This is a genomic window from Intrasporangium oryzae NRRL B-24470, from assembly GCF_000576595.1.
Taxonomy (GTDB): Bacteria; Actinomycetota; Actinomycetes; order Actinomycetales; family Dermatophilaceae; genus Intrasporangium_C; species Intrasporangium_C oryzae.
Genome location: NZ_AWSA01000080.1, coordinates 1 through 12,509 on the forward strand (window position 1 = coordinate 1; position 12,509 = coordinate 12,509).

Below are 12,509 nucleotides of genomic sequence, written 5' to 3' on the forward strand. Positions count from 1 at the left end.
GCCTGTCACCAACGTCATGACCGAGTACACCTAGACCGCGAGGCCGTCACGACGCCCTGGCAACCAGTCGGTATGCCGCTGGGCCGCCTCCCGCTCCGGTCACCCGGTCCGCGACTCGTCCTTCGCGTAGAGCTCGTCGATCTCCGGGGCGAACCGCTTGAGCACCGCGGCCCGCTTGACCTTGAGGGTGGGTGTCAGCAGGCCACTCTCGATCGTCAGCTGGTCGTGCAGGACGCGGAACTTCTTGATCTGCTCCGCCTTCGACACGGCCAGGTTGGCGTCGTCGACGGCGTGCTGGAGCGAAGCGAGCAGCATCGGGTCCTTCTCGACCGTGGCGACCCCCGCATCCGCCGCGTGTCCCTTCTCCTTCAGCCACAGGGGCAGGGTCTCCAGGTCGAGCGTGAGCAGGGCCCCGACGAAGGGACGGTCGTCACCGACGACGACGGCCTCGCTGAGCAGCCAGTGCGCACGCAGCCGGTCCTCGAGGACGGCCGGCGCGACGTTCTTCCCTCCGGAGGTGACGATGAGGTCCTTCTTGCGCCCGGTGATGCGCAGGTAGCCGTCGTCGTCCAGCGCACCCAGGTCGCCCGTGCGGAACCAGCCCTCCTCGTCGAACGCGTCTGCCGTCGCCGCGTCGTTGTTCCAGTAGCCGGCGAAGACCTGCCCGCCCTTGAGCAGCACCTCACCGTCGTCGGCGATCCGGACCGAGACGCCCGGGAGCGGCCGCCCGACCGTCCCGATCCGTTGGCGCCCGGGGAGGTTGAGGGTGACCCCGGCGCACGTCTCGGTCAGCCCATAGCCCTCCAGGGGGTTGATTCCGACGCCGCGGAAGAAGTGGCCGAGCCTGGAGCCGAGCGGAGCGCCTCCACTGACGATGTACTCGGTGTGGCCACCGATGGCAGCGCGGAGCTTGGCGTAGACCAGCCGGTCGAAGACGGCGTGCTCGATGCCGGTCAGCACCCCGGCACCCCCGTGGTCCACGCCCTCGCTGTAGGCGCCGGCGACGTGGTCGGCCCGGTCGAAGATCCAGCCCTTGCCCTCGCTCCGAGCCTTGTGCTTGGCCGTGTTGTAGATCTTCTCGAAGACGTAGGGCACCGCGAGGACGACAGTGGGCTCGAAGTCGACGAGGAGGGGGGCTGCGTTCTTCGCGTCGCTGCTGTGGGCGAGGTGGACGCGCGCCCGCACGGCCGCCAGCTGGATGACCCGCGCGAGGATGTGTGCGACGGGGATGAAGAGCAGGGTCCTGCTCCGCTCGTTGAAGACGAGCTCGGTGACGTTGGGGGCGGCCAGCACGTTGCGCACCGAGCTGAGCAGGTTGGCGTGGGTGATGGTGCAGCCCTTGGGGCGCCCCGTCGTGCCCGAGGTGTAGATGATCGTCGCCAGGTCGTCACTCGTGCGTGAGGTCCGGCGCGCCTCGACGTCGACCCGTGGGACGTCGCGCCCGGCATCGACGAGCTGACCGAGCGAGCGCTCGTCCAAGAGCCAGACGTCGCGCAGGTCGGGGAGCGAGGCACGCACACCGCCGACCGTGGCGGCGAGCTCGTCCGAGGCGACGAAGGCGGCCACGCTCCCGGAGTCACCGAGGATCCACTCGACCTGCTCCGCAGAGGACGTCTCGTAGATCGGCACCGTGGCTCCGCCGGACGTCCAGATGGCGAAGTCGCAGAGCATCCACTCGTAGCTCGTGCCGGCCATGATCGCGACGCGCTCGCCCGGTTGGAGACCCCAGGCCATCAACCCCGCCGCCAGGTCGACCACCTCCTTCGCGAACTGCGCATGGGTGACCCGCCTCCACGTGTCGCCGACGCGGCGCGAGTAGCCCACCTCGTCGCCGTGCTCTCGTGCGTTGGTGACGACGTCGTCGCTGAGAAGGTCCTGCGGAGCGGGGACGTACGCGATCGGTTCGGATGTCTCATGCATGATGCGCCTGCCGTGCACTCGGAGTGGGGATGGACTGGACGAGCTCTGCCAGCGACGTCTCGATGCCGTCGCAGAGGACCTGGAGATCGGTGACCGAGTCGCTGTCGGCGGTGACACCCCAAGCCAGCTGCCCGGCATACGAGGCGATCCCGATCGTGATGCGGATGTCCACCCCGAGCGGGATGTAGGGGTAGAGGTCCGTGAGGCGCCGGCCGAGAAGGTAGAGGGGGACCTGCGGGCCGGGGATGTTGGTGGTGACGGTGCTGATGACCCGCTGGGGCGTGCGGGCCCACAGCCTGACGCCGAGGGCGTAGAGGGGACCGGGGACCAGCTCGGCCGAGTCGAGCAGGGCGTCGAGGCCGAGGACCGTGCCGCCGGCCTTGAGCGAGCTGAGCTGCGCGGTCACGGCATGCAGCCGCTCGATGGGGTCGGCGATGCCCACGGGAAGATCGGCGAGCACGGCGGAGACCCGGTTGCCCAGGGTCCCGTGCTCGTCGGCGTGCCGGACGGACACCGGGACCATGCTGCGCACCGTCCGTCCGTCGACGGGCTTGCCCCGCGCTTCGAGGAGCGCGCGGAAACCGCCGGCCGTTGCGGCAAGGACGACGTCGTTGACGGTGCCCCCGTGGGCCGTCTTGACGGCCTTGACGTCCGAGAGGTCCGCTCGGACCCATCCCCAGCTCCGGTGGGGTCCCAGGTGGCCGGTGAGACCGAGCTCGGGGTGAAGGACCTGCTCGCCGGCCCGCGCCACTCCGTAGGCCTCGACGAGACTCTCCCTGACGGTCCACGGCAGGAGCGCGTGCGTCAGTCGGCGGGCAGCCACGAGCGGGCTGCGCAGCAGGTCGACGCCGGCTTCGGCGGCGAGCCGGACCGACGAGGGCGATGCCCCCGGGTGCCAGGTGACCGATCGCCGGGACACGCGGCGCGGCACGTCCCGGTCGGCCCGCAGCATCAGGCCGATGATGTCCGCGCCCGAGATGCCGTCGATCATCGCGTGGTGGTTGGTGTTGGCGAGCGCCCAGCGCCCGCCCTCCAGCCCGGTGAGCAGCCAGCAGCGCCACAACGGGTGCTCGAGGTCGAGCGGTGCCGAGATCAGGCCGACCGCGACGGTCCGCAGCTGCTCGTCGGAGGCACCGGCGCGCAGCCGGAGGTGCTGGACGTGGTGGTCGAGGTCGAAGGCGGGGTCGTCGACCCAGCGGGGCAGGCCCAGGTCGAGCGGCACCCGCCGGACCCGTTGCCGATACCGGGGGAGGGCAGGCAGGAGGGCCTCGAACTCGCTGCGGATCCGGGCGAGCGTCGGTGCGGGGCCCTCGAAGATCATGACCGACCCGACGTTGAGCTGCTGCACCGACCGTTCGAGGTCCAGAAAGGCAGCGTCGAGCGGCTTGAGGGTGTCCATGGGGCCACCGTCGCAGCGTGGTCCCCGGCGCACGAGGGCCTTTGGTCCGTGACTCTTCGGACGCGTCGCGTCAGCAGTCCCCGGGCGCGCAGCCTCGGCAGTTCTGTGACGCGCAGCGTCAGCCGCCCGGCGAACCGTCCACGGCCACGTCGACCCACGTGTGGCCGACCTCGACGGGCTCCGCCGCGCCGCCCGTGAGCTCGGCCACGAGGGCGGTGACGTCGAGGCCGGACGCCGGGTCGACCGCGAGGCCGAGCGTCAGGGTGGTCGTACCCCACGCAGCGTCGGTCACAGCGACCGCGGCCCGCCCACGCAGCGCGTTCTCGACGCGAGGACCGTGCTCGTGCCGGACCTCGACCGACCACAGCCTGCGCTCCTCGCGGCGAACCGTCGTCGCGGCGTCGAGCGCGGCCTGCACCGCGTCGCCGTACGCGCGGATCAGCCCACCCGTGCCGAGGAGCGTCCCGCCGAACCAACGCGTGACGACGGCCACGACATCGCTGAGTCCCCGACCGCGGAGCACCTCGAGCATCGGGGCGCCGGCGGTGCCGGAGGGCTCGCCGTCGTCGTTGCTCCGCTGGGTCATGCCGTCCGGTCCGAGGACGAAGGCCGTGCAGTGGTGCCGGGCGTCCCGTGAGCCGGCCCGGACCCGCTCGATGAACGCCCTGGCTGCCTCCTCCGTCTCGACGCGGTCGAGGTCGCACCGGAACCGCGACCGCCTGACCTCGATCTCCGCCGTCGCCGGCGACGCGACGGTGAGGTACGAGCGGGTGGGGGAGAGCGGCATACGCATCCGTGTCGAGGGGAGCGGGCGGGCGAACGGTCCGAGTATGCCGCCCTGCCCGGCCCGTGGACCACCGGGCCGGGGCCTGCTCGGACTGCCAGACTGACCGCATGCATCCGCTCGCGGTGGCGCTCGGTGGCGCGCTCGGTACGCTGCTCCGCCTCCTGCTGACGCAGGGCGGGGGCCAGGGGGCGTGGGACCCGAGGATCAGCGTCGTCAACGTCGCCGGCGCGTTCCTGCTCGGAGTCGTCGTCCGACTGCCCCTCCACCCGCGCGTGCGTGCCTTCCTCGCCTCGGGCGCGCTCGGGGCGTTCACGTCCTTCTCGGCGCTCACCATCGCCCTCGTCGACTCGACCCCCGGGTATGCCGTGTGGCTCGGCTTCGTCGTCAGCATCGTCCTCGGCATCGCCGCGGCCGCCCTGGGGATGGGTCTCGGCCACCTCCTGGTCGCCGCCGAGGAGGAGGACGAGTGAGCGCCGTCCCGTGGTGGGGCTGGGTCCTCGCCGTGCTCGCCGGCTCCGTCGGCGCCCTCGTCCAGACGGGCCTCGTGCGAGCTCTGGCCCGGCACGAGTTCCCGCTCGGGGTGCTCGTCGCCAACACCACCGCGTCGGCCATCGGCGGCTCTGTCGTCGCCGGGACGGGCAGGATCGACCCCGTCTGGGTCCTCGTCATCGTCGGCGGACTCTGCGGCGGACTGTCGACGGTGTCGACGCTCGCGTGCGACACCGCCGAGCTGTGGCTCGAGGGTCGGCGGTGGGTCGCCGTGCGCAACGTGGGCCTCAACGTCGCCCTCGGGATCGGGGCGGCCTGGGGCGCCTGGACGGTCGTCAGCTGAGGTAGCGGTCGACCACGATGTCGACGAGTGCCCCAGCGGCAGGCTCGTCCGAGAGCAGGAGGGGCTCGGTCACGACGTCTGCTCCCGCTCGTGCGGCCAGGTCGGCGAAGAAGCCCGGGGCGAGCAGGTAGGTCGCGACGACGACCCGACGGCCCTCGACCCGGGCGGCCGCGACCGCGTCGTCGAGGCGCGGCTCCGCGGCCGAGAGGAAGCCGGCCGTCACGGGTCGGCCGATGAGCCGCGCGAGCTCCGCGGCGATCCTCCGGCAGTCGTCGACCGCTGACGCCTGCGACGAGCCGGCGGCGGCGAGCACGACGACGTCGTCCGGGCGCAGTCCCGCCCGCTCGAGTCGACCGCGGAGCAGCTCGGCGAGACGCGGGTCGGGGCCGAGGGCCCCCGCGACCGTGGTGCCGGGCACGGCCCGGGCCGCCTCGGTCAGGTCGACGAAGACGTGGTAACCCGCCGAGAGTAGGAGCGGGACGAGCCTGGCCGGGCGTCCGTCGAGCTCCTCGAGCACGGCGGCGGGGTCCGGCTGCTGGACGTCGACGAAGGCCGCACGGACCTCGACGTCGGGCCGGCGGCGAGCGACGGCCTCGACGAGGCCTGCGACCGCGCACTGGCCCTCGGGGGACGCGGTGCCGTGCGAGGCGGCGACGAGGACGGGCAGCACCCGACCACTGTGTCAGGTCTGCGCCCGCCTCCGCAGGACCGGCCGGGTCGGTGAGACCACCGTTACCGGCCCCTCAACCGCCGGAAACGCCGGGGAAACACGATCTTCCTACCGTGGAGGGATCGCCGAGCCCCGGAGAGTCCAGGAGAGCGCAGGAGGTGGGAGCCGTGCTGGTGGAGACCGATGTGGCGGGCCAGCCGGTCCTCGTCGTGGGACCGGTCGGGTTGACCGGGGCGGCTGTCCGGCGGCTTGTCCGGGCCGGCGCGAAGGTCTCCGTCGCCTCGTCCGCGGGTGAGGTCACTGCGGACCGGGTCGCAGGGATGCGGCTCGCGGTCGTCGTCGGCCCGGCCGACGGGTGGGACGAGGCGATGACGGTGCTCACCGCCCACTGCCTCGTCGTGCGGGAGGCCACCCCGACTCGTGCCCGGGCTCGCGTCGTGCTCGTCGGGGCCGGCCCCGGAAGCGCGGGACTCCTCACGCTCGATGCCGTCCGCGCGCTCGCCGATGCCGACGTCGTGCTCACCGACCGGCTCGCCCAGGTCGGTGACCTCGCCGCGCTCGCTCCGGGTGCCGAGGTCATCGACGTCGGCAAGCGCCCCGGCCACCACTCCGTGCCCCAGGACCGGATCGAGCAGCTCATGGTCGAGCGCGCCCTGCGCGGGCTCACCGTCGTGCGCCTCAAGGGCGGCGACCCCTACCTCTTCGGCCGCGGCGGCGAGGAGGTCGAGGCTGCTGTCGCGGCCGGGCTCCCCGTGACCGTCGTTCCCGGCGTGAGCTCGGCCATCGCCGTGCCCGGTTCGGCCGGCATCCCCGTGACCCACCGCGGCGTCAGCCACCTCGTCACGGTCGTGTCCGGGCACGTGCCGCTCGACGAGGCGCAGGCCGGAGCCCTCGCCGCGCTCGGCGGCACCATCGCCGTCCTCATGGGTGTGCACAACCTCGTGCCGATCGCCGCGTCGCTGACCAGGGCCGGGCTCGACCCGCAGACGCCGGCCGCCGTCGTCGAGCGCGGCCTCACGCCCGACCAGCGCAGCGTCGTCGGCACTCTGGGCTCCCTCCCGGCGCTCGCGGCCCGGTCCGGCGTGGCCTCGCCCGCGGTCATCGTCATCGGCGAGGTCGTGCGCTGCTCCGAGGTCTGGGCGCGGCGGGTCGACGCCGACCGGCTGGACGGCGTCGCATGAGCGACCGGGCCGGTGATCCGCGCGCGCGCCGGCATCCGAGCACGGCCTGGTCGGAGCAGCTGAGCGGGCCGGACCCCGAGGCGGAGCCGCTCGTCGGTCCCGGCGCGGGATCCGCTCCGGGGACGGCTCAGGCCGGGCCGATCGTGTCCGCCGAGCCGCCCGAGCCGCCCGAACCGGTGCTCGCCGGGTTCAGGATCGCGGTGACCTCCGACCGGCGTTCGGAGGACCTCGTCGACGCCTTCGCGAGGCGGGGCGCCGACGTCGTCCACGCCCCTGCCGTGCGGATCGCCCCGGTCGACGAGGACGAGATCCTGCTCGAGGACACGCGGGCCATCATCGCGGGTGCACCCGACGTGGTCATCGTCACGACGGCATACGGCTTCCGGCGCTGGGTCGAGTGCGCCGAGGCCGCGGGTCTCGGCGACGCGCTCGCCCGGACGCTCGACCGGGCCCGGATCATCGTCCGAGGGCCCAAGGCGCGCGGAGCGGTGCGCGCCGCGGGACACGACGACGACGCGATCGCCGCCGACGAGCGGACGGCCTCCGCGGTCGGCCTCGCCCTCGACGCCGATGTCCGCGGCCGGACGGTCGCTGTCCAGCTCCACGGGCACGAGGACGTCGAGCAGCTCGACCGTCTCGTGACAGCCGGGGCGACCGTGCACACCGTCGCGCCGTACCGGTGGGTCAGGCCCACCGACGACAGCCGCCTCGGCCGCCTCGTCGCCGCGATCGCGGCCCGCGAGGTCGACGTCGTCACCTTCACCTCGGCCCCGGCCGTCGACGGGCTCGTCTCGGCGGCGGCTCAACTCGGCATGGACGGGGTGCTCGTCGAGGCGATGCGCTGCGGGGTCACGGCGGCCGCCGTCGGCCCTGTCACGGCCACCCCGCTCCTCGACCTCGGGATCAGTCCCATCGTGCCGGAGCGCTTCCGGATGGGGGCGCTGATCCGGGTCGTCGTCGAGCACCTCACCCTCAACGGGGTCGCCGAGGTCCAGACCGCCCTCGGCCCGCTTCGCGTTCACGGCCGCACGGTCCGGTTCGGCGGCGAGACGGTCACCCTGGCTCGTGGGCCGCGGGCGATGCTGGGTGCGCTCATGTCCGAGCCCGGGGCCGTCCTCAGCCGCGAGCGACTGCTCGACGAGCTGCCCGATGCGGAGAACGAGCACGCGCTCGACATGGCGATGAGCAGGCTTCGCGCCGCGCTGCCCGACCGTCACCTCGTCCAGACCGTCGTGAGGCGTGGCTATCGCCTCAACGTCTGACCGCGGTCGGTCGGCCCGTCAGCGCCAGGTCTTCCTGTCAGTGCTGTACCACTGACAGGAAGACCCGATCGCTCACCTTTGGGCGTAACGCTCACCGCACGGCCGAGGTGCCGGCCAATCGGAGGCCGATGTGGACGACGCCGTCCTGGACGCGCACGCTGTGGGCCGGGATGCTCACCTTGGGATCGTCGAGCGCGACCCCGGTCCGCAGCGAGAAGACCTGCTTGAGCAACGGGGACGCGACCGTCGGTTCGCCGGCCCGGTCGCCGGTGAGGCCGCGTGACAGGACAGCTGCACCGGCATACGGGTCGATGTTGTCGACGGCGTAGATCATCCCGTTCGGCAGCAGGAAGAGGGCCGCCTGGGCGCCGCCCGGCAGGAGCACGGCGACGCCTCGCCCTGGGACGAGGGTGTGCACCGCGCAGGCCGGCACCCAGTCCTTGGGCCCCGGGGCGGGCAGGACACCGGGGCGCACGACCGTCCGCGCCGGAGCCGGCGCGGAATCGGGGGCGAGCGCGAGCCCGAACGGGGTGGTGATCGTCGTCATGAGGGGATTCCTTTCTGGTGCAGGTGGACTGGGGTCAGGTGCTCTGAGGGTGGCTCGGGCGTCTCGTCGACGGCATACCGAGCAGGACGGGCACCTTCCGTGGTCCTGACTCGTCGAAGGCCACCGTCGGGTCGGCCTCCTCCGGCGCGTTGACGAAGGACACGAAGCGGGCGAGCTTCACCGGGTCGTCGAGGACGGCCTTCCACTCGTCCTCGTAGCCCGCGACGTGTCGGGCCATCGCCGCCTCGAGGTCGTCCGCGATGCCGAGCACGTCGTCGCAGACGACCGCCCTGAGGTGGTCGAGGCCGCCCTCGAGCGAGTCGAGCCACGGCGCGGTGCGCTGGAGCCGGTCGGCCGTGCGGACGTAGAACATGAGGAACCGGTCGATGTAGCGCACGAGGGTCTCGTCGTCGAGGTCGCTGGCGAGCAGCCTCGCGTGCGCCGGCGTCTGCCCGCCGTTGCCGCAGACGTAGAGGTTCCAGCCCTTGTCCGTCGCGATGACGCCGACGTCCTTGCCGCGGGCCTCGGCGCACTCGCGCGCGCACCCGGAGACGCCGAGCTTGAGCTTGTGTGGCGAGCGCAGCCCCCGGTAGCGGTGCTCGAGGTCGACGGCCATCCCGACCGAGTCCTGGACGCCGTAGCGGCACCACGACGACCCGACGCACGACTTCACGGTGCGCAGCGACTTGCCGTAGGCCTGCCCCGACTCCATGCCGACGTCGACGAGACGCTGCCAGATCGCGGGCAGCTGCTCGACGCGGACGCCGAAGAGGTCGATGCGCTGCCCGCCGGTGACCTTGACGTAGAGCCCGAAGTCGCGGGCGACCTCGCCGATCGTGATCAGCTGCTCCGCCGTCACCTCGCCACCCGGCATACGCGGAACGACGGAGTACGTGCCGTTGCGCTGGATGTTGGCGAGGAAGTGGTCGTTGCTGTCCTGCAGGGCCGCCTGCTCGCCGTCGAGGACGTGGTCGCTGCCCGTCGAGGCGAGGATCGAGGCGACGGTCGGCTTGCAGATCTCGCAACCGGTGCCCGTGCCGTAGCGGGCGACGAGCGCCGAGAAGGTGCGGATGCCCGTCGAGGCGACGATCTCGAAGAGCTCGGCGCGGCTCTGCTCGAAGTGCTCGCAGAGGGCCTTCGACAGCTCGACACCTGAGTCGACGAGCAGCCTCTTGACGGTGGGCAGGCAGCCGCCACACGTCGTACCGGCGCTCGTGCAGCCCTTGAGCGCTGCCAGGTCGCACGCGCCCTCCGTGATGGCACCGCAGATGGAGGCCTTCGTCACGTTGTTGCACGAGCAGATGACGGCGTCGTCCGGCAGGGCGTCGGCGCCGAGCTCGGCCCCCGCCGGGGAGATGAGGGCGCCGGGGTCGCCGGGCACCTCCCTCCCGACGTAGGCCTTGAGGGTCGTGTAGGCCGCCGCGTCGCCGACGAGGATGCCGCCGAGGAGCGTCCGGGCATCGTCCGAGACGACGACCTTGGCGTACGTGCCCTTCGTCGCGTCGGTGTGGACGATCTCGAGGGCGCCGGGAGTCGCCCCCATCGCGTCGCCGAAGGAGGCGACGTCGACGCCGAGGAGCTTGAGCTTCGTCGAGAGGTCGGCGCCGGGGAAGGTCGCCTCGCCGCCGAGCAGCCGGTCGGCGACGACCTCGGCCATCGTGTAGCCGGGCGCGACCAGGCCGTAGCAGCGCCCCTCGACCGCCGCGACCTCCCCGACGGCCCAGACGTTCTCGTCGCTCGTGCGGCACGTGATGTCGGTGACGACACCGCCGCGCTCGCCCACGTCGAGCCCGGCGGAGCGCGCCACGGCATCAGCGGGACGGACCCCGGCCGAGAAGACGACGAGGTCGGTGAGCAGGGCCGACCCGTCGGACAGCCCGACGGCGAGCCGTCCGTCCTCCTCCCTCGCGATGGACTGCGTCGCGGCCCCGGTGTGGACGTGGACGCCGAGGTCGGTGATGAGGCGCTCGAGCACGGCTCCGCCTCCGGCGTCGACCTGGAGCGGCATGAGGCGCGGCGCGAACTCGACGACGTGGGGGGTCAGGCCGAGCAGCCGCAGCGCGTTGGCGGCCTCGAGCCCCAGGAGGCCGCCCCCGACGACGAGCCCGTTGGCCTCCCGACCCTCGGCCGCGGCCCGCGCCAGCGCGGTCTCGGCCGCACGGCGGATCCCGTCGAGGTCGTCGAGCGTGCGGTAGACGAAGCAGCCGTCGGCGTCATGCCCCGGCACCGGCGGGACGAAGGGGTAGGACCCCGTCGCGAGGACGAGCGCGTCGTAGGCGACGACCTCACCCGCGCTCGTCGTGACGGTCCGCGCACCGCGGTCGACGTGGTCGGCGCGGGTGCCGAGCCGCAGGTCGACGAGGTCGTCGGCGGCATACGTGTTGCCGGGGAGGGCGAGGGAGCCCCGGTCCCAGGCGCCGACGTACGAGGAGAGGCCGACGCGGTCGTATGCCGCCTCCGCCTCCTCCGAGAGGACGACGACCTTCCACGTGCTGTCCGTGTCACGGGACCGGAGGGCCTCGACGAACCGGTGACCGACCATGCCGTGTCCGACGACGACGACCGTGCGCTGGGTGGGGAGGTACATCAGGCTGCTCCTTCGTTCAGGGCTGCGTTGAGGGCTGCGTTCAGGGCGGGCACCGGGGTCTGGGCAGGGGTCTCGGGGGTCGTTCGGCGGCTGGGCTGTGCGGGGTCGGGCGACGGGTCGGTGGACCGCAGCCACGAGCAGAGGCCCTCGACGGCTGAGGTGCACCCGCCGCAGCCGGTCGTCGCGCGGGTCGCCTCGGCCACGTCCGGGACCGTGTCGGCTCCGTCCCGGTGGGCCGCGACGATCGCCGACTTCGTCACGGTGTTGCACCGGCAGATGACGGCCGAACCGGGCATCTCGGCGAGGCTGACCGACTCGGGGGCCGCCGCCCGGGTGACCGCGCGACCGAGCATGAGCACGAGGCGGTCCCTCGGGGCGGGTGCCCCGGTGTCGTAGAGCTGGGTCAGCGCCCCGGCCGCGTCGCCGACGCCGAGGAGGATCGCGCCGACGAGCCGGTCCGCGCGCAGGACGAGCTTCGCGTAGCGACCGCGGCTCGGGTCCGTGAAGGCGAGCACCTCGTGGTCGGGGTCGTGGACGTCGATGTCGACGCACCCCATGCTCGCGAGGTCGATGTCGTGCGCCTTGAGCCGCGTCAGGACCGAGGTGCCGGCATACGTGGCGTGGGGGTCGGCGCCGCTCAGGACATCGGCGAGGACCCGCGCCTGGTCCCAGCCCGGCTGGACGAGGCCGGGCACCTCTCCTCGGTGCTCGGCGCACTCGCCGATCGCGTGGATGTGGGGGAGCGAGGTGCGCAGCTGGTCGTCGACGACGACGGCCCGGTTGACCTCGAGACCGAGGTGCGCGGCGAGGTCGGTGCGCGGGCGCACGCCCGCGGCGACGACGACGAGGTCGGCCGCGAGGGTGGAGCCGTCGTCGAGGACGACCTCTGCGCTCGTCTCGGGCGTTGCGGGCCGGTGGGCCACCGCGAAGCGGCCGAGCACGAGCCGCGCGCCGAGGCCCCTCACGACCCGCGTCAGGACGGCCCCGCCGTCCGCATCGAGCTGACGGTCCATCGGGTGGCCCTGGGGGTGGACCACCGTGACGTGGACCCCGCGGGCGAGGAGGCCGCGGGCCGCCTCGAGGCCGAGCAGTCCCCCGCCGAGCACGACCGCGTGCGCCGCAGACGTGGCCGTCTCGACGATCCGGCGGCAGTCGTCCACCGTGCGGAAGGCGACGACTCCCGGGACCGTGCCGGCGAGGAGGTGATCCGCGTCGAGGCCCTCGATCGGCGGCACGAACGATGTGCTGCCGGTGGCGAGGACGAGCTCGTCCCACGCGACGACCCGCGCGTCCTCCACCCCCCGCGTGCCCCCAACCCCCTGAG

Annotated in this window: 11 protein-coding genes; 4 read left to right on the top strand and 7 right to left on the bottom strand. The window is 73.1% G+C overall.

The genetic code is table 11. The annotated features are described in order from the left end of the window. Positions 1-99: 99 nt before the first annotated feature. The 3 genes from N865_RS20555 to N865_RS20565 all read right to left on the bottom strand — a co-directional run bounded on the left by N865_RS20555 (position 100) and on the right by N865_RS20565 (position 4,106). Entirely contained in the window at positions 100-1,920 is a 1,821-nt protein-coding gene (locus tag N865_RS20555; protein ID WP_051511183.1) for an AMP-dependent synthetase/ligase, read from the bottom strand. After that, the gene (locus tag N865_RS20560; RefSeq protein ID WP_034810130.1) at positions 1,913-3,319 is read right to left on the bottom strand and encodes a wax ester/triacylglycerol synthase family O-acyltransferase; all 1,407 of its coding nucleotides are present in this window, start codon (positions 3,317-3,319) and stop codon (positions 1,913-1,915) included. Before N865_RS20560 ends, N865_RS20555 begins: the two co-directional genes overlap by 8 nt. Positions 3,320-3,437: 118 nt before the next feature. Then, positions 3,438-4,106: an IMPACT family protein gene (locus tag N865_RS20565; RefSeq protein ID WP_034810131.1), complete on the bottom strand. Its 669-nt coding sequence runs from the start codon at positions 4,104-4,106 to the stop codon at positions 3,438-3,440. 107 nt (positions 4,107-4,213) lie between these two features. On the opposite strand from N865_RS20565, the gene N865_RS20570 reads away from it, so the two are divergent. After that, positions 4,214-4,576 (top strand): fluoride efflux transporter FluC, encoded by a 363-nt coding sequence (locus N865_RS20570; RefSeq protein ID WP_034810132.1) that lies wholly within the window; start codon positions 4,214-4,216, stop codon positions 4,574-4,576. Next, positions 4,573-4,938 (top strand): fluoride efflux transporter FluC, encoded by a 366-nt coding sequence (locus N865_RS20575; protein WP_034810133.1) that lies wholly within the window; start codon positions 4,573-4,575, stop codon positions 4,936-4,938. The genes N865_RS20570 and N865_RS20575 overlap by 4 nt, the downstream gene beginning before the upstream one ends. On the opposite strand, the gene N865_RS20580 is transcribed toward N865_RS20575, so the two are convergent. Then, positions 4,931-5,608 carry a sirohydrochlorin chelatase gene (locus N865_RS20580; protein WP_034810134.1) on the bottom strand — a complete coding sequence of 226 codons (678 nt, stop codon included), beginning with the start codon at positions 5,606-5,608 and terminating at the stop codon, positions 4,931-4,933. The genes N865_RS20575 and N865_RS20580 overlap by 8 nt on opposite strands. Positions 5,609-5,775: 167 nt before the next feature. Here N865_RS20580 and cobA point away from each other — a divergent pair, with 167 nt between their 5' ends. Both cobA and N865_RS20590 read left to right on the top strand, forming a co-directional pair. Then, on the top strand, positions 5,776-6,789 hold the full coding sequence (gene cobA / locus N865_RS20585) for a uroporphyrinogen-III C-methyltransferase (protein ID WP_051511184.1): 1,014 nt from the start codon (positions 5,776-5,778) through the stop codon (positions 6,787-6,789). Then, a complete protein-coding gene (locus N865_RS20590; protein WP_084328434.1) occupies positions 6,786-8,051 on the top strand; it encodes a uroporphyrinogen-III synthase in 1,266 nt (421 codons plus the stop codon). The genes cobA and N865_RS20590 overlap by 4 nt, the downstream gene beginning before the upstream one ends. A gap of 91 nt (positions 8,052-8,142) precedes the next feature. Here N865_RS20590 and nirD read toward each other — a convergent pair whose 3' ends face one another. From nirD to N865_RS20605, 3 genes are all read right to left on the bottom strand, one after another. Further along, positions 8,143-8,598, bottom strand: a complete 456-nt coding sequence (nirD, locus tag N865_RS20595) for a nitrite reductase small subunit NirD (RefSeq protein WP_084328435.1) — start codon at positions 8,596-8,598, stop codon at positions 8,143-8,145. A 34-nt stretch (positions 8,599-8,632) separates the two neighbouring features. Next, positions 8,633-11,185, bottom strand: a complete 2,553-nt coding sequence (nirB, locus tag N865_RS20600; protein ID WP_034810136.1) for a nitrite reductase large subunit NirB — start codon at positions 11,183-11,185, stop codon at positions 8,633-8,635. Further along, the coding region (locus tag N865_RS20605; RefSeq protein WP_034810140.1) for an FAD-dependent oxidoreductase at positions 11,185-12,509 on the bottom strand (1,325 nt) is incomplete at its 5' end. The genes N865_RS20605 and nirB, both read right to left, overlap by 1 nt.